This window comes from Bacillus sp. EU52 (assembly GCF_037964975.1).
GTDB classification, from domain to species: Bacteria; Bacillota; Bacilli; order Bacillales; family Bacillaceae; genus Bacillus; species Bacillus subtilis.
This window is the reverse complement of record NZ_CP150177.1, coordinates 3907177-3924718: the sequence shown is the minus strand read 5'-3', so window position 1 is coordinate 3924718 and position 17542 is coordinate 3907177. Positions and strand designations below refer to the sequence as shown.

The window sequence follows — 17542 nt, the reverse complement described above, 5'->3', positions numbered from 1 at the left end:
CGTCCATACGCCCAAAACGATTATGATGATGGCAGCAGTGTAAGAAACGGGAGTGGTTCAGTTTGAATAAAATCATGATTGTGGAAGACAGTGAAGACATTCGCGGACTATTGCAGAATTACCTTGAAAAATACGGATATCAAACAGTGGTCGCCGCGGATTTTACAGCTGTTCTTGATGTCTTTTTGCGGGAAAAGCCCGATGTGGTGCTGCTTGATATCAATTTGCCGGCATATGACGGATATTATTGGTGCCGGCAGATCCGCCAGCACTCCACAAGCCCGATCATCTTTATTTCTGCCAGAAGCGGGGAAATGGATCAGGTGATGGCGATTGAAAATGGGGGAGACGATTATATCGAAAAACCGTTTTCTTATGATATTGTGCTTGCGAAAATCAAAAGCCAGATCCGGAGGGCGTACGGGGAGTACGCCGCAAAGCAGGGAGAGAAAGTGGTTGAATATGCCGGCGTTCAGCTCTTTGTGGAACGGTTTGAACTGCGTTTTCAGGATGAAAAAAGCGAGCTTTCTAAAAAAGAAAGCAAGCTTTTGGAAGTGCTACTTGAGCGGGGAGAAAAGGTGACGAGTCGGGACCGTCTCATGGAAAAGACGTGGGACACCGATATATTCATCGATGATAATACACTTAACGTGTATATCACGCGGCTTAGAAAAAAACTGCGGGAGCTGAATGCGCCTGTTTCTATTGAAGCGGTGCGGGGCGAAGGCTACCAGCTGAGGGCGCAGTCATGAAGCTGTTTCTCCGGTCTCATGCAGTGCTGATTCTGCTTTTTCTCCTTCAAGGGCTGTTTGTCTTCTTTTATTACTGGTTTGCGGGTCTTCATTCTTTTTCTCACTTATTTTACATATTGGGCGTGCAGCTTCTTATTTTGGCGGGTTATCTTGCCTATCGCTGGTACAAAGACCGCGGCGTGTATCATTGGCTCAGCTCGGGGCAGGAAGGGGCGGATATCCCGTATCTCGGTTCTTCAGTGTTCTGTTCAGAGCTGTATGAAAAGCAGATGGAGCTGATCCGCCTGCAGCACCAGAAGCTCCATGAGACCGAAGCCAAGCTGGACGCGCGGGTGACGTATATGAATCAATGGGTGCACCAAGTAAAGACGCCGCTGTCGGTCATTAATTTAATCATTCAAGAAGAGGATGAGCCCGTTTTTGAACAAATCAAAAAAGAAGTCCGGCAGATTGAATTCGGGCTGGAGACGCTTCTTTATTCTTCAAGGCTCGACCTGTTTGAAAGGGATTTTAAAATCGAAGCGGTTTCCCTGTCCGAGCTTCTCCAATCAGTCATTCAAAGCTATAAACGATTTTTTATTCAATATCGCGTTTATCCGAAAATGAACGTTTGCGATGATCATCAGATTTACACCGATGCCAAATGGCTCAAATTTGCGATCGGCCAAGTGGTCACAAATGCGGTCAAGTATTCAGCGGGCAAGAGTGACAGACTTGAGCTGAATGTCTTCCGCGATGAAGACAGGACGGTGCTTGAAGTCAAAGATTACGGTGTCGGGATTCCCTCGCAAGACATCAAGCGGGTGTTTGACCCTTATTACACCGGTGAAAACGGGCGGCGTTTCCAAGAATCTACGGGAATCGGCCTCCATCTCGTCAAAGAAATTACAGATAAGCTCAATCATACGGTGGACATCAGCTCGTCTCCCGGTGAAGGGACATCAGTTCGATTTTCATTTCTTACAAAAATGTAAGGCTGCGTTAAGAAAACAACATAGCCCGCTTTGTTTCCCCTTGATAACATGGATTTATGTCAAGGGGATTTTTATGTTGAACGTCCCGGCACTACATGAAAGCAGCCCAGATCAACAAGAATAAAACCATAAGGAGGATTTTCATGGCGAATATGCTTGAAGTCAAACATATAAATAAAACCTATAAAGGACAAGTGTCCTATCAGGCCTTAAAGCAAATTTCATTTTCAATAGAAGAAGGCGAGTTCACGGCGGTGATGGGGCCGTCCGGGTCCGGAAAAACAACGCTTTTGAATATCATTTCAACGATTGACCGTCCAGATTCAGGCGATATCCTGATTAACGGAGAAAACCCGCATCGCCTGAAGCGGACAAAGCTCGCTCATTTCCGCCGCAAGCAGCTCGGATTTGTGTTTCAGGATTTCAACCTTCTAGACACGCTGACGATCGGTGAAAATATCATGCTGCCGTTAACGCTTGAAAAAGAAGCGCCGTCTGTCATGGAAGAAAAACTGCACGGCATCGCGGCAAAGCTCGGTATCGAAAACCTGCTTAACAAGCGGACGTTTGAAGTATCCGGAGGCCAGCGCCAGCGGGCCGCCATCGCAAGAGCGGTCATTCATAAGCCGTCACTCATTCTGGCCGATGAACCAACTGGAAACCTTGATTCCAAAGCGACAAAAGACGTCATGGAAACGTTGCAGAGCCTGAATCGGGATGATCATGTCACGGCTTTGATGGTGACCCACGATCCGGTTTCGGCAAGCTACTGCCGCCGCGTCATCTTTATAAAAGACGGCGAATTGTTTAATGAGATTTACCGCGGGGAAAACCGCCAAGTCTTTTATGAACAAATTCTTGATGTGCTGTCTATGCTGGGGGGAAACGCAAATGACCTTTCTTCAGTTCGCTTATAAAAACGTCACGAGAAACAAAAGGGCTTATCTTGCATTCTTTTTAAGCAGCGCCTTTTCCGTTTTGATTTTCTTTACCTTTGCGATGTTCCTGTTTCATCCGGCATTAAAGGAAGGCTACCTGAATAACATCGCCAAAAAAGGCTTAACCGCCGCGGAATGGATGATCTTTGTTTTTTCTTTCTTATTTGTTCTGTATTCGGTTAATGCATTTTTGAAATCGAGAAATAAAGAATTCGGCATTCTGCTCATGCAGGGCATCACGCCGGGGCAGCTGAGAAAGCTCATTACTGCGGAAAATATGATCATCGGCGTCATGTCAATTGCAGCCGGTATTATCGGAGGATTCATTTTTTCAAAGACGTTCTTTACGGTCGGCGCTTATATTTTAGAAATGGACGCGCTGCCTTTGTATATGCCTTGGAAAGCGCTCGGTATTACGGCCTGCGGATTTCTGCTCTTATTTTTCTTTTTATCGCAGTTTACGATCCTTTTTGTCAGATCAAATACGGTTATCAAATTAATAAAGGGCACTGACAAGGTTAAACCGGAGCCTAAGCCGTCCGTGCTTCTGTCCTTATTCGGCATCGCCTGTCTGTGCGGCGGGTACGGCATGGTTCTTAAAGGCAATGTCCACGGGGCCGAACCGTTTATCATTTTACTGCTCACCGTCATCGGAACATATTTCTTTTTCAGCCAAAGCAGCATATGGATTCTGCGCGCGCTGAAGAAGTGGAAAACCTTTTATCTGCGCGGGAAAAACATCATTTGGGTTTCTGACCTTGTCTATCGTTTAAAAGACAACGCCCGCCTGTTCTTTATTGTCAGCATTATTTCCGCGGTTGCGTTTACTGCGACAGGCGTGCTCGCGATGTACAAATCGACCGTCGGAGCGGAAGAGTCCGCTTATGAAATGGAGTATTTATCTTACAGCAACAATCCAAAAGAACAGACTCATTTGAAAGATATTGACCATGAACTGAAAACACACGGCTTTACGTATAAGAAAGACAAAATAGATGTTTCCTATGTTCGCTATCAGGAAGGAGAAACTGTTCCCCCTGTTTACATGATCAGCAAATCGGATGTATCAAAATACTTCCATGTTAAGCTGAGCGGCCTGAAAAATGATGAGGCTGTCTATTTCCCGGGAACGTATGACCGCAATTTCAAAAACGAAGCGCCGGATCAGCTGAAGCTGCTGAACCAAAAAGGGGAGCTGTCTGATCAAAAACTGTCGGTAAAAGAAGTCAAAAAACCGCTGATCTCATTGAATGCTATCATCGCGGTGAATGATCAAACCTTTGATCAGCTGAAATCACTCGGTGATAAAGCGTCATTATACGGCTACAGCTATGATCATTGGAAAGACAGTCTTGAGATCAGCCAATCCTTGCAAAATGAGATTTACGGCAATTATATCGACGTGCATTCTGATTTTGCTTCAAAAGCGGGGACTTACTATGATACGGTGCAGCTGCCGAGCCTGAGTTTATTTATCGGCCTGTTTATCGCAATTGTATTCTTTGTCGCGGCAGCAAGTTTTCTATATTTCAGGCTGTTCACTGATTTAGATGAAGACCGGGAGCGCTACCGTTCACTGGCCAAAATCGGCCTGAGTGAGCGAGAAATGGCACAAAGCGTGACAATACAATTGGCCATTCTTTTCTTCTTTCCATTTGTCATTGCCGTCATGCATACACTGTTTGCCTTGAGAACATTGGCTGTGGAAGGCTATTCCGATGTAGCGGGGCCGCTCAGTCTCACCATCGGAGGGTTTTTCATTTTTCAGCTTCTATTCTTCCTCGCGGTGCGGTCAAGCTATTTGAAAAAAATGAACAAGTAAGGGGAGTGCAAAGATGAAAAAAGCAATGGCAATCCTGGCCGTCTTGGCGGCTGCTGCCGTAATATGCGGGCTTCTCTTTTTTCATAACGATGTTACAGACAGATTTAATCCGTTTATTCACCAGCAAGATGTCTATGTTCAGATTGATCGAGATGGCAGACATCTTAGTCCGGGCGGTACTGAATATACATTAGACGGATATAATGCATCCGGGAAAAAAGAAGAAGTGACCTTTTTCGCCGGCAAAGAGCTTCGGAAGAACGCGTATTTGAAGGTGAAGGCGAAAGGAAAGTATGTCGAGACTTGGGAAGAAGTCAAGTTTGAAGATATGCCGGACTCCGTACAGTCAAAATTAAAGTGAATCATAAAAAACGGCACAGCGTCATGGCTGTGCCGTTTTTTTATTTTTTATTTTCTTCGGCCCGTTTGATCAGCATGTCGGTGATGATATCCACCTGTTTGCTGACAGAAATCGGGTCGTACGGGTAGAACGTGTCAAAGTCATTGATAAACACGCGATTATGTTTAACAGCGTCAAGGTTTTTCCAAATAGAGGAATTCTCCAGCTTGTCGAGTGTTTTGCTTTCGCCTTTCGGGTTGTAATCCGTAATGAACATATAATCTGCGGCATACTCAGGAATAACCTCTTGAGAGAGCTGTTTCATCTCTCCTTTTTTGATGACATCTTGCTCAATTTTTTCAGGGGCTTTTAACCCAAGTGCATTGTATACAGCTTGGCCGCCGCGTCCTCCATTGTCATTGAACACCCAGAATTCGCCCTTGTCTGTGTTTTCATAAATGCCGAAGGTCGCATCTTTGTCGATGACGCCGGCAATTTTCTTTTTAGCTGCTTCCGCTTTTTTGTTAAAATCAGCCATAAAGGATTTTGCTTTGTCTTTCGCTCCGGCGATATCTCCGAACATGCTGACTGTGTCTTCTACGTTTTTCGCTGTGTTATAAGGTATGACAACAGTCGGAGCGATTTTCTTTAATTTATCAACATTCTCTTCATTCATGACAACAATTAAGTCAGGCTGAAGCTCCATCACTTTTTCAACGCTGATTGGATCACCAACATCCTTCACATTTTTCAGCTTTGATTTTAAAAACGGATTATCAAATGACCATGAGCCTGAGCCGACCACATTGGCCCCGACAGACAGCAATTCACCGGCATAAAAATCAGTGACGATGCGTTTCGGATGTGCAGGAATGTTGACATTCCCTTTTGGTGATTTGTATGTTCTCATTTCTGTTTTTTCGGAAGCAGAATCGCTTGAGCTCCCTTTAGAAGCCGTGCCGCTGCAAGCGCTGACAAACATGAGAAGCAGCACAAGCATGCCCACGAGCAATATGTTCTTTTTCATCAAGAACCCTCCCACTATGTATCTCAATAGATTAGTAATGATTATCATTATCAATTAATAATATAGCAAGAAACCTGTTCTCCGTCTATCACTATTTTTAAGGGAGAAAGTTTTTCCCGTTTATGGGTGACGCGGTATGCCTAATCGATTATTATAGGTAAATAGGAGGAGAAAAATATGGGAATTACAAAAAGAGGTGCCGCTTGGGAATGGCTGCATAGCTGGTGGATGCTGTTTATTTTCATGCCTTTTGCCATTACCAGTTTTTTTGCCTTTTTATTTATTGGCATCAAGGTTAGAAATAGAAAGTGGATCATGTACGGCATCATTTATTTTTTCATTTTTGCGTTTGGTTTTGTTTTGCCCGATCTGCCCGGTGTTTTTATTGTGGTCCCGTTATGGGCGGTGACCATTATTCATGGATTTAAAGTGCGCCCGCTGTATTTGATTCAGCTGGATGTCTACAAAGATCATGTGGAGGCGCGGGCTTTTGCCGAGGCAAGAAGTGAAGCCGAGAGCAGATTTCATGCACCGAAACAGTCTATTCAGGATATACATATTCGCAAAGAACAGTAAGAAAAAAAGCTCAACACTCGCATTGTGTTGAGCTTTTTATATGTTACTGCTGGTAGGATTGCTGCTGAAATGGCGTGTTTTGGCCGAATGGAAGTGTAGACACATTCGTATTCATGACGCTGGATTGTCCAGTAAGTTCCTGTTGCATTTGGTTGCACATGTTGACAACCTGCTGGCACTTTTGAATCGCCATATCATGCCCGTGCAGTGCTTGCTGAATGGTATGTGCAGCTTGTTGTTCGTGGTTTAGAATCTGCTGCAGCATTTGGATGTTTTGCTGTTCCTGATGAAGCATTTGGCGATATTGCTGGCTGCTTTGCTGTGTTTGCTGAATGAGCTGCTGAGCAGTTTGGCGGCATTGGTTCAGCTGCTGCAAGCCGTGTTGTGTATTATGCATGAATGATCCCTCCATGTGATCGATTGACGTGAGTCGGTATTATCATGCAACTTGAATGAAAAGAAATTCTGTCAAAGAGGAACTACAATTATTTTCCTCAGCCCCTCTATCTTTGAATGAAAACGGTAAAGATTGTATACTGGGTACAAACCCTTTTTATGTAAATGTTCCGTTTTAACATATAAGAATTGCGGAAAACGAAACCCTGAGATGGGAGAATCGTATTCCGCTTTTTTTCTTTGTTTCGCTCAGAAACCGCCTTCCCCTGCAGTAAATGGGATATTCAGCCGGTTTTCTACTGTACGTAGGCGCTGATTGAGCCGGTTTAAGCGGCGTGTATGGCGTTCAACAGCCTGGCTTAGCTGATTGACCTGTTCGGCAATCCGCGCAATTTCCCGATTTTGACGGCGGTCTTCGTTTGTCAGACGGGTTAATTCTCTTGACTGCTGTTCATTTTGCCGTTCAAGTGCTGCGATTCTTCTTTCCAATGCCGGCTGTCTATCCATTTGGTATGGATCGTATACATCCTGCTGCGGATAAGGATTGTACTCATAGTGGCTATAGTAAGGTTCCTGCTGAGGCAGCTGAGGGCTGTAATATTGATAAGGGTTCATTATGATCAATCTCCTTGTGGGTGAATTCCTTATAACTTATGTAGTCATTGGCACAGTGGCACGGCATTCGCCCAAAAAAAGGAGGAAAGGATGGTGATCCCCTTGAGAAACAAATATGGCATTTTGTTTTTAATTGCTGTATGCATCATGGTATCGGGCTGCCAGCAGCAAAAAGAAGAGACGCCGTTTTATTACGGAACGTGGGATGAGGGGCTTGCCCCCGGGCCAACGGACGGCGTGAAATCAGCAACAGTCACATTTACCGAAGACGAGGTTGTGGAAACGGAAGTGATGGAAGGAAGAGGAGAGGTACAGCTGCCTTTTATGGCATACAAGGTGATTTCCCAAAGCACTGACGGGTCTATCGAGATTCAGTACCTCGGCCCCTATTATCCGCTCAAAAGCACGCTGAAAAGAGGAGAAAACGGGACATTGATATGGGAGCAAAATGGCCAGACAAAAACGATGACAAGAATCGAATCAAAGACCGGCAGGGAGGAGAAAGATGAGAAATCAAAAAGCTGAAAGACTGGTGGCAGCGGGGCTTGTTTTACATATTATTCAGTGGATATTTATATTATGGGCTTTTCTCAAAGTCAAACATTTATTTAGTGACTATACGATCTATAACCCTAATGTCATCAGCGGCTCCATGCAGTCCTTATCGTTTATACAAATGATGCGCGCTATGATGTACTCAGGGGCAATCGTGAATTATGTATTGTTTTTTGCCCTTGTATTGCTGATTTATGGCATAGTGCTTCATGCCATCCTGATTGTTCTGGAAATGGCGGCTTACGTCATGATCAGACGGAATCCATCATCTTCATGGGGGTTCTTTTTCATCGCGGCGGGTGTGAAGCTTGCCATCTTGAATATAACCGGCATTCCTTTTCTAGCTGCCGGCTTTCTGCTGATGAAACAGAAAAAAGCAGAAAACGGCGTCAAGGCAGAAAGAAAGCGGAAACCGCGCTTGCGTATCCGAAGACAAGGGCAGCGTCTAAACAGAATCCGGAGAAAACCATCTCTTCCGGTTGAATATCAAAAAGAAAAAACGATATGATGGGACTATAGCCTGAAAACGACATGAAGGAGATGCAGGATGTACAAACTAATTGCAATTGATATGGATGGAACACTTTTAAATGATCATCATGAAGTAACAGAGGAGGTCCGCGACGCCCTTCACGCGGCAAAAGCGGAAGGTGTCAAAATTGTGCTTTGCACCGGCCGGCCTATCGGGGGTGTGCAGAGATATTTAGATGAACTGAATTTAATTGAAGAAGGCGACTATGTTATTGCGTATAATGGAGCACTTGTTCAAAATACGCATACAAATGAAGTGGTCTCAGAGCTGTCTCTCGGTTATGATGATTTGACTTCATTATATGACCTGAGCTTAGAGCTGAAGACGCCGATGCATTTCTTTGACTCATCTAATTTGTATACGCCTAACCGGGACATTAGCGAATTTACCGTATACGAATCCTATGTGACACAGGTGCCGCTTCATTTCCGCAAAATTGACGAGGTGCCAAAAGATATCCTCATCCCGAAAGTGATGTTTATTGATAAACCGGAGAACTTAAGCCGCGTCATTACATCGATTCCGAAAGACGTGAGAGAAAAATATACAATGGTCAGAAGCGCGCCTTTCTTTTATGAAATTCTGCACTCGGAAGCCAGCAAAGGAAATGCTGTACGCCAGCTGGCTCAGCTGCTTGGAATTGAACAGGCGGAAGTCATGTGCATAGGCGACAACGGGAACGACCTGACAATGATCGAATGGGCGGGCTGCGGGGTTGCCATGGCAAACGCCATCCCAGAAGTATTGGAAGCAGCAAACTTTCAAACACGCTCCAATAATGAACATGGCGTTGCACATGCGATTCACGAGCTTGTTTTGGCTAAATAATAAAAAATCCAGCCTTCTAAAGGCTGGATTTTTTCGTTTTATTTGATGTAATGTCAATTCTTTGACGAATCGATTTGACTTTCGTTATGCTGATAAAACCAATTCGTTCACAATATGTATGATATTAATCTGAATTGAAAAGGGGACTGATCAAATGTGCACAAGTCTTACATTGGAAACTGCTGACCGTAAACATGTATTAGCAAGAACAATGGATTTTGCATTTCAGCTGGGGACAGAGGTGATTCTCTATCCGCGCCGTTACAGCTGGAACAGTGAAGCTGACGGAAGGGCCCATCAGACACAGTACGCGTTTATCGGTATGGGGAGAAAACTTGGAAATATATTATTTGCCGACGGCGTTAATGAAAGCGGTTTATCTTGTGCGGCGCTTTATTTTCCGGGCTATGCGGAGTACGAAAAAACGATACGGGAAGATACCGTTCACATTGTCCCGCATGAGTTTGTGACATGGGTGCTGTCAGTCTGTCAGTCTTTGGAAGACGTAAAAGAAAAGATTCGATCTTTAACGATTGTAGAGAAAAAATTAGATCTATTGGATACAGTTTTACCGCTTCACTGGATATTGTCAGACCGGACGGGCCGAAGCCTGACGATAGAACCAAGAGCAGACGGCCTCAAAGTCTATGATAATCAACCTGGTGTCATGACGAACAGCCCCGACTTTATATGGCATGTAACCAATCTGCAGCAATATACAGGAATCAGACCGAAGCAATTAGAGAGCAAAGAGATGGGCGGATTAGCCCTTTCCGCTTTTGGCCAAGGCTTAGGAACTGTTGGTCTGCCGGGGGATTATACACCGCCTTCCCGGTTTGTCAGAGCTGTTTATTTGAAAGAACATCTAGAGCCGGCGGCCGATGAAACGAAAGGTGTAACAGCCGCTTTTCAAATTTTGGCAAATATGACGATACCAAAGGGCGCAGTGATAACGGAAGAAGACGAAATTCATTATACGCAATATACTTCCGTGATGTGCAACGAAACTGGAAACTACTATTTCCACCACTATGACAATCGGCAAATCCAAAAAGTAAATTTATTTCATGAAGACCTAGACCGCCTTGAGCCTAAAGTGTTTTCTGCTAAAGCAGAAGAAAGTATTCTAGAACTTAATTAAGATTCAATTAGCTGATTTCGGTATGAATCCGGGATCAGCTTATTTTTTTATGTGATGTCTCAGCTTCTGAATGAGTGGGAAAATGGACCGTTCTACGACGGCGACCACGCGCGTTTATTAGCAAAGAGCAAAAGTGGCGGCAAAATGCGTATGGTCGGAAGTAGAGATAAGGTGCAAGCTACATTTATATAAAACTTTGGATCAAAACGAGTCTCAGCATCAGACTGGTTTTGCCAGTATACAGGTTGCACAAATGCCGCCCCATGATCCCGCGAGTTTTCAGCTTAAAAAGAAAAATTTAATCTTAACTCATTGACAAACGTCCAAGACAAAGGTACATTTTGATTTATTCATATTAAACGACTAGGAATATAGGAGTTTATTTTTCGGATTATTCAGCCTAAAAACATGATAAAAGGAGTATCGTCATGACAAGCAAAAAGAAACAAATCAAATTAGGGGTATTTTTAGCAGGTACAGGCCATCACGTCGCGTCTTGGCGGCACCCGGACGCGCCGTCAGATGCGAGCATGAATTTGGATTATTTTAAAGAGCTTGCGAAAACAGCGGAGCGAGGCAAGCTTGATATGCTGTTTTTAGCGGACAGCCTTTCGATTGACAGCAAATCACACCCAAATGTATTAACAAGGTTTGAGCCATTCACCCTGCTCTCTGCTTTGGCGCAGGTCACATCAAAAATCGGACTGACAGCAACAGCCTCCACTACATACAGCGAGCCATTCCATATTGCCAGACAGTTTGCGTCATTGGATCATTTGTCCAACGGCCGTGCCGGATGGAACGTCGTCACTTCATCTATTGAATCAACAGCGCTGAATTTCAGCGGTGAAAAGCACCTCGAACACCATTTGCGCTATCAGCGGGCAGAGGAATTTGTCGAGGTTGTAAAGGGGCTTTGGGATTCATGGGAAGAGGACGCCTTTATCCGTAATAAAGAAACGGGTGAATTCTTTGAAAAAGAAAAAATGCACGAGCTGAACCACAAAGGAGAATATTTCTCGGTTCGCGGACCTCTAAACGTTTCAAGAACGCCGCAGGGCCAGCCGGTCATTATCCAGGCAGGATCATCAGGAGACGGAAAAGCGCTGGCTGCCAAAACAGCAGAAGTGATCTTCACAGCACAAAACCACCTGGAATCAGCTCAAGAATTTTATCACTCCATTAAAGAACAGGCTGCGGAATTCGGACGTGATCCGGAAAAAATTGCCATCATGCCGGGTATTTTCCCGATCATTGCTGATACAGAAGAAGCGGCGCAAGCCAAATACAAGGAGCTTCAAGATCTGATTATCCCATCTGTCGGTCTGCAAATTCTCCAAAATTACTTAGGCGGAATTGATTTGTCGGCATATCCGCTTGATGGGCCGCTGCCGAAGCTTGACGCAGAAGCTTCCAATGCGGTGAAGAGCCGCTTTAAGCTTGTTCAGGAAATGGCTGAACGGGACAATATGACGATACGAGAGCTTTACAAATACGTTGCAGGCTCCAGAGGCCACCATATCTTCGTCGGCACGCCGGAGCAGCTCGCCGACAAAATGCAGGAATGGGTGGATACGAAAGCGTGTGACGGGTTTAACATCATGCCTCCGCTTCTTCCAGAAGGAATTGAAGTGTTTGTTGATCAAGTGGTTCCGATTTTACAGGAGCGCGGCGTGTTCAGAAAAGAATATGAAGGCACAACATTACGAGAGCACTTCGGTTTGGAAAAGCCGGTAAACCGCTATGCAAAGTAAGGAGGAACGCTAGATGAAGCCACAATATCGCCTTGCAGTTGAACGTGATGCCGAACAGCTTCTCGCGCTGACATTGCGGGCTTATGAACCGATTCGAAAGCTCGGCATTCGTTTTGCCGCCGCTCATGCGGATTTAGATTTGGTGCTGCAAAATATTCGAAAAAACGCTTGCTACGTCATGGAAGAAGACGGGCGGATCATCGCGACCATCACCTTGAGAATGCCTTGGGGAAAACAGCCGGGACCGTATGGCGTTCCGCATATCTGGTGGTTTGCTGTGGACCCCGACACCGGAAAAAAAGGAATCGGAACAAAGCTGCTTCAATGGCTGGAGGAAACAATCCTTCGCGATACGTTAAAGGTTCCGTTTGTCTCACTCGGAACAGCGGATAAGCATCCGTGGCTGATTGAGATGTACGAACGAAAAGGATATGTCCGCTCAGGTGAACAAGACCTTGGAAAAGGGCATATCACAGTCTATATGAAAAAACAATTGCGACATGATCTATAAAAATAGAAAAGGCGGGAAAATCAAATGAAGATGAAAAAATGGACAGTGCTGGTCGTTGCTGCATTATTAGCGGTGCTCTCAGCTTGCGGCAATGGAAATAGCAGCAGTAAAGAGGATGACAATGTGCTTCATGTCGGTGCGACAGGACAAAGTTACCCATTTGCTTATAAAGAAAACGGAAAGCTGACAGGCTTTGACGTTGAAGTGATGGAAGCAGTCGCTAAGAAAATTGACATGAAACTGGACTGGAAGCTGCTTGAATTCAGCGGGCTGATGGGAGAGCTTCAAACAGGCAAGCTTGACACCATTTCCAACCAGGTAGCTGTGACAGACGAACGTAAGGAAACGTATAACTTTACGAAACCATACGCTTATGCGGGAACACAGATTGTCGTCAAAAAAGACAATACAGACATCAAATCAGTAGACGATTTAAAAGGCAAGACAGTAGCAGCCGTTCTCGGTTCAAACCACGCGAAAAACCTTGAAAGCAAAGATCCTGATAAAAAAATCAATATCAAAACGTATGAAACACAAGAGGGTACGCTGAAGGATGTTGCGTACGGCCGGGTAGACGCTTATGTCAACAGCCGAACTGTATTGATCGCGCAAATCAAGAAGACCGGTTTGCCATTAAAGCTTGCAGGAGATCCGATTGTTTACGAACAGGTTGCATTCCCATTTGCCAAGGACGATGCGCACGACAAGCTCCGCAAAAAAGTCAATAAGGCGCTAGATGAATTGCGTAAAGACGGAACACTGAAAAAACTCTCTGAAAAATACTTTAATGAAGATATCACAGTAGAACAGAAGCATTAAGAAACGGCGGTGACTCACCAGAATGAACACGATTGATTGGGAATTCATGATATCAGCGTTCCCGACTTTAATTCAGGCCCTTCCGATCACGTTGTTTATGGCCATAGCGGCTATGATTTTTGCCATTATCGGAGGACTTATTCTCGCACTCATTACAAAGAACAAAATTCCAGTGCTTCATCAGCTGTCAAAGCTGTATATATCCTTTTTCCGAGGCGTGCCGACACTGGTGCAGCTGTTCTTAATCTATTACGGGCTGCCGCAGCTGTTTCCAGAGATGAGCAAAATGACAGCTCTCACAGCCGCTATCATCGGGTTAAGCTTAAAAAATGCAGCATATTTGGCAGAAATCTTCCGGGCTGCCCTCAATTCTGTTGATGACGGGCAACTGGAGGCGTGCCTGTCTGTCGGAATGACAAAATTTCAGGCATACAGACGGATTATTTTGCCGCAAGCGATCCGAAATGCGATTCCGGCAACGGGCAATACATTTATCGGGCTCCTGAAAGAAACGTCACTGGCCTTTACATTAGGGGTCATGGAGATGTTCGCCCAAGGGAAGATGTACGCTTCAGGAAACCTCAAATATTTTGAGACGTACTTGGCGGTTGCGATCGTCTATTGGGTTCTTACCATGATCTACAGCATGTTGCAGGACTTGTTTGAACGTGCCATGAGCAAGCCATACCGGACTTAGAGGTGAAATCAGTTGATAACAGTAAAAAATATTCGCAAAGCGTTTAAAGATCTCGTCGTGCTCGACGGAATCGATCTAGAAGTGAAACGCGGAGAAGTGGTGGCAATCATCGGTCCGTCCGGTTCCGGAAAGTCAACGCTTCTCCGGTGCTTAAATTTATTAGAGCGTCCGGATCAAGGACTTATTGAAATAGGAGAAGCCAAACTGAACGCGGAAAAGTTTACACGCAAGGAAGCACATCGGCTTCGCCAGCAAACGGCCATGGTCTTTCAAAACTACAATCTGTTTAAAAATAAAACGGCTCTGCAAAACATTACAGAAGCTTTAATCGTGGCTCAACATAAACCACGCGACGAAGCGAAACGCATTGGAATGGAGATTCTGAAACAAGTCGGTCTGGAGCATAAGGCTGACAGCTATCCGATCACAATGTCCGGCGGCCAGCAGCAGCGAATCGGCATCGCCCGGGCGCTTGCGGTCAATCCGCATGCGATTTTGCTGGATGAACCAACTTCAGCGCTTGACCCTGAGCTCGTCACAGGGGTGCTTCAGGTCATCAAATCCATTGCGGAAAAGCAAACAACGATGATCATTGTTACACACGAAATGGCGTTTGCAAAAGAGGTTGCTGATCAAGTGATTTTTATGGCAGACGGCCATATTATCGAGCAGGGAACGCCAGAGGAACTGTTTGACCATCCGAAAAACGAACGGACGAAACGATTTATCAAGCAGGTGGGAGAGCCTGCAGAGCTTATATAAGAAGGGGAGAAGAACAATGGCCGACAAAGCGTTTTATACCCGTTTAATCAATATGCGGCGTGATCTTCATGAACATCCTGAACTGTCATTTCAAGAGGTTGAAACGACGAAAAAAATCCGCCGCTGGCTTGAGGAGGAGCAAATCGAAATACTTGATGTTCCTCAATTGGAGACTGGTGTGATTGCAGAAATCAAAGGACGGGAAGACGGCCCCGTGATAGCAATACGAGCGGACATTGACGCTCTCCCGATCCAAGAACAGACGAATCTCCCGTTTGCATCTAAGGTTGATGGCACAATGCATGCGTGCGGACACGATTTTCATACTGCTTCTATTATCGGCACAGCGATTTTGCTGAATCAAAGAAAGGCCGAGCTGAAAGGCACAGTCCGCTTTATCTTTCAGCCGGCCGAAGAAATTGCCGCAGGAGCAAGAAAGGTTCTAGAAGCTGGCGTACTTAATGACGTTTCCGCGATTTTCGGCATGCACAATAAGCCGGATCTGCCTGTCGGAACCATTGGTGTAAAGGAAGGTCCGCTTATGGCAAGTGTTGACCGGTTTGAGATCGTCATCAAAGGGAAAGGCGGACACGCCGGCATCCCGAATAACAGTATTGATCCAATCGCTGCAGCCGGACAAATCATCAGCGGGCTGCAATCTGTGGTCAGCCGCAATATCAGCTCACTGCAAAACGCAGTCGTCAGTATCACAAGAGTACAGGCGGGCACGTCGTGGAACGTGATTCCAGACCAAGCTGAAATGGAGGGGACGGTTCGAACCTTTCAAAAAGAAGCGAGGCAGGCTGTTCCCGAGCATATGAGACGAGTGGCTGAAGGAATTGCAGCGGGCTATGGGGCACAAGCAGAATTCAAGTGGTTTCCTTATTTGCCTTCCGTTCAGAATGACGGCACATTTTTGAATGCGGCATCCGAAGCTGCGGCACGGCTTGGCTATCAAACCGTTCACGCTGAGCAGTCTCCGGGCGGAGAAGACTTCGCTCTGTATCAAGAGAAGATTCCGGGATTTTTTGTCTGGATGGGAACGAACGGGACGGAGGAGTGGCATCATCCGGCCTTTACACTGGATGAAGAAGCCCTTACGGTTGCCTCTCAGTACTTTGCGGAGCTGGCGGTTATTGTATTGGAGACCATCAAATGAGCAAACAAGGGCTGACAGCAGGTCTTGCAGCGGCTGTGAGAACGTCACAACCTGAGCATTCAGTTGACGCGATTCACGAAGCAAAAAAGGGATTACTTGATTTTACTGCCGCTTCATTCGCAGGAAGAGAAGATAAAGGAATTCAAAAGCTGCTCCGGCTGATAGAGGATGAAGGAGGCCTGCCTCTTGTTCCTATTATCGGACAGGGCAAAAAGGCCGCGCCATTACAATCCGCGATGCTCAATGGATTTATCGCTCATGCATTGGATTTTGATGATGTCCACTCCGATGTAAGAGGACACCCCAGTGCAGTCATCGTGCCGGCCCTTATTGCATCTGCCGCTCGCGGACATGACGAGCGGCTTCTTGGCGCTTATATTGTTGGTGTTGAAGTGATGGCACGGCTGGGCGAATCAATTGGCAGCAGCCACTATGAAAAGGGCTGGCATAATACAGGTACGCTTGGTGCAATCGCTGCTGCCTGCGCCGTAGGTTATGCTGAGGAGCTGACTCAGGAAGAGCAGGAAAAAGCAATTGGTTTTGCGGCTACGCAATCTGCTGGGATGAGGGTGCAATTTGGAACAGAAATGAAACCGCTGCACGCCGGTCTGGCGGCTCAGGCTGGCTTGCTGGCCGTTAAGCTGGCCCAATCAGAATTTGGCGGGTCCCGCACGGCACTTGATGGAGAAACTGGTTTCTTCAGTCTGTACGGTGACGTTGAAAAAGCACAACACACTTTGCTAAACGATTGGGGGGCACCGTGGAGAATTGTGCAGCCGGGTCTATGGTTTAAAATCTATCCATTTTGTTCCGCGGCACACCATGCTGCAGATGCGGTACGACAGCTTATCTCCGAAGAAACCATTTCTGCTGCCAATACCGAACGTATTGAAGTGATATTTCCGCCAGGCGGAGATGCTGCATTGACGGAAAGATCTCCAAAAACTGGAGAGGAAGGCCGTTTCAGCGTTGAATATGTGATTGCTCTTGCTTTGCATGGACACGGCCTGACCGTTGAACATTTCAGCAGCCAGCCGATCCCAAGCGGGGTTCAAACGACAATGGGGCGAATTCAGCGCGTATATGACAATGCTATTCAGCCGGCTCCTCATGCCGTTCCAAAAGGCCGTTTCACGATTGTCCGGGCCTATTTATCAGACGGCCGGATTTGCGAAGCGCGTGTGGACTGCCCAAAAGGGGCGCCAGGAAATGAGCTGTCTGAAGAGGACATAAAAGAAAAATTGACATTAACGGTCCCGCAAGAAAAAGCGCGGAGAATCATAACAGCCGTTGAAAAAGCCGATATAACAGAATTTTTAGCTCATATTGAATAAGATCAACTCT

At 45.8% G+C, this 17542-nt stretch carries 20 protein-coding genes; 17 read left to right on the top strand and 3 right to left on the bottom strand.

Annotation, left to right across the window (positions count from 1 at the left end; translation table 11 throughout):
* Nucleotides 1-62 precede the first annotated feature (62 nt).
* From yxdJ to NSU05_RS20130, 5 genes are all read left to right on the top strand, one after another.
* Entirely contained in the window at nt 63-752 is a 690-nt protein-coding gene (yxdJ, locus tag NSU05_RS20150; RefSeq protein ID WP_003243527.1) for a two-component system response regulator YxdJ, read from the top strand.
* On the top strand, nt 749-1726 hold the full coding sequence (gene yxdK / locus NSU05_RS20145; RefSeq protein WP_029726148.1) for a two-component system sensor histidine kinase YxdK: 978 nt from the start codon (nt 749-751) through the stop codon (nt 1724-1726). Before yxdJ ends, yxdK begins: the two co-directional genes overlap by 4 nt.
* Before the next feature lie 143 nt (nt 1727-1869).
* On the top strand, nt 1870-2643 hold the full coding sequence (yxdL, locus tag NSU05_RS20140; RefSeq protein WP_003243557.1) for an ABC transporter ATP-binding protein YxdL: 774 nt from the start codon (nt 1870-1872) through the stop codon (nt 2641-2643).
* Nucleotides 2618-4486 carry an ABC transporter permease YxdM gene (gene yxdM, locus NSU05_RS20135; protein WP_038429911.1) on the top strand — a complete coding sequence of 623 codons (1869 nt, stop codon included), beginning with the start codon at nt 2618-2620 and terminating at the stop codon, nt 4484-4486. Before yxdL ends, yxdM begins: the two co-directional genes overlap by 26 nt.
* Before the next feature lie 13 nt (nt 4487-4499).
* Entirely contained in the window at nt 4500-4847 is a 348-nt protein-coding gene (locus NSU05_RS20130; RefSeq protein ID WP_003227084.1) for a YxeA family protein, read from the top strand.
* 40 nt (nt 4848-4887) lie between these two features.
* Here NSU05_RS20130 and NSU05_RS20125 read toward each other — a convergent pair whose 3' ends face one another.
* Nucleotides 4888-5853, bottom strand: coding sequence for an iron-hydroxamate ABC transporter substrate-binding protein (locus tag NSU05_RS20125; protein WP_015715010.1), 966 nt, complete (start codon nt 5851-5853; stop codon nt 4888-4890).
* Between the two features lie 177 nt (nt 5854-6030).
* On the opposite strand from NSU05_RS20125, the gene NSU05_RS20120 reads away from it, so the two are divergent.
* Nucleotides 6031-6429, top strand: coding sequence for a hypothetical protein (locus NSU05_RS20120; RefSeq protein ID WP_003243293.1), 399 nt, complete (start codon nt 6031-6033; stop codon nt 6427-6429).
* Nucleotides 6430-6472: 43 nt separating this feature from the next.
* On the opposite strand, the gene NSU05_RS20115 is transcribed toward NSU05_RS20120, so the two are convergent.
* On the bottom strand, nt 6473-6826 hold the full coding sequence (locus NSU05_RS20115; RefSeq protein ID WP_003236356.1) for a hypothetical protein: 354 nt from the start codon (nt 6824-6826) through the stop codon (nt 6473-6475).
* 248 nt (nt 6827-7074) lie between these two features.
* Complete coding sequence (gene cotNE / locus NSU05_RS20110) at nt 7075-7440, bottom strand: inner spore coat protein CotNE (RefSeq protein WP_003227093.1); 366 nt, start codon at nt 7438-7440, stop codon at nt 7075-7077.
* A gap of 90 nt (nt 7441-7530) precedes the next feature.
* Between cotNE and NSU05_RS20105 the strand changes: the two genes are divergently transcribed.
* From NSU05_RS20105 to NSU05_RS20055, 11 genes are all read left to right on the top strand, one after another.
* Nucleotides 7531-7965 carry a DUF3255 family protein gene (locus tag NSU05_RS20105; protein ID WP_015715009.1) on the top strand — a complete coding sequence of 145 codons (435 nt, stop codon included), beginning with the start codon at nt 7531-7533 and terminating at the stop codon, nt 7963-7965.
* The gene (locus NSU05_RS20100) at nt 7946-8503 is read left to right on the top strand and encodes a hypothetical protein (RefSeq protein WP_038429908.1); all 558 of its coding nucleotides are present in this window, start codon (nt 7946-7948) and stop codon (nt 8501-8503) included. Before NSU05_RS20105 ends, NSU05_RS20100 begins: the two co-directional genes overlap by 20 nt.
* Nucleotides 8504-8542: 39 nt before the next feature.
* Nucleotides 8543-9355 carry a sugar-phosphatase gene (gene yidA / locus NSU05_RS20095; protein WP_003243315.1) on the top strand — a complete coding sequence of 271 codons (813 nt, stop codon included), beginning with the start codon at nt 8543-8545 and terminating at the stop codon, nt 9353-9355.
* A gap of 154 nt (nt 9356-9509) precedes the next feature.
* Entirely contained in the window at nt 9510-10496 is a 987-nt protein-coding gene (gene yxeI / locus NSU05_RS20090; protein ID WP_038429907.1) for a penicillin V amidase, read from the top strand.
* A gap of 428 nt (nt 10497-10924) precedes the next feature.
* On the top strand, nt 10925-12250 hold the full coding sequence (locus NSU05_RS20085; RefSeq protein WP_038429906.1) for an LLM class flavin-dependent oxidoreductase: 1326 nt from the start codon (nt 10925-10927) through the stop codon (nt 12248-12250).
* Between the two features lie 13 nt (nt 12251-12263).
* Nucleotides 12264-12761, top strand: a complete 498-nt coding sequence (gene snaB, locus NSU05_RS20080) for a sulfur-containing aminoacid acetyltransferase SnaB (RefSeq protein ID WP_014478464.1) — start codon at nt 12264-12266, stop codon at nt 12759-12761.
* Between the two features lie 24 nt (nt 12762-12785).
* On the top strand, nt 12786-13580 hold the full coding sequence (locus NSU05_RS20075; RefSeq protein WP_003227109.1) for an amino acid ABC transporter substrate-binding protein: 795 nt from the start codon (nt 12786-12788) through the stop codon (nt 13578-13580).
* Between the two features lie 22 nt (nt 13581-13602).
* Entirely contained in the window at nt 13603-14277 is a 675-nt protein-coding gene (locus NSU05_RS20070) for an amino acid ABC transporter permease (RefSeq protein ID WP_003227111.1), read from the top strand.
* Nucleotides 14278-14289: 12 nt separating this feature from the next.
* Nucleotides 14290-15039: an amino acid ABC transporter ATP-binding protein gene (locus NSU05_RS20065; protein WP_003243284.1), complete on the top strand. Its 750-nt coding sequence runs from the start codon at nt 14290-14292 to the stop codon at nt 15037-15039.
* 16 nt (nt 15040-15055) lie between these two features.
* Nucleotides 15056-16198, top strand: coding sequence for an N-acetyl-sulfur-metabolite deacetylase SndB (sndB, locus tag NSU05_RS20060; RefSeq protein WP_003227116.1), 1143 nt, complete (start codon nt 15056-15058; stop codon nt 16196-16198).
* Entirely contained in the window at nt 16195-17532 is a 1338-nt protein-coding gene (locus NSU05_RS20055) for an MmgE/PrpD family protein (protein ID WP_038429905.1), read from the top strand. The genes sndB and NSU05_RS20055 overlap by 4 nt, the downstream gene beginning before the upstream one ends.
* Nucleotides 17533-17542: the final 10 nt, after the last annotated feature.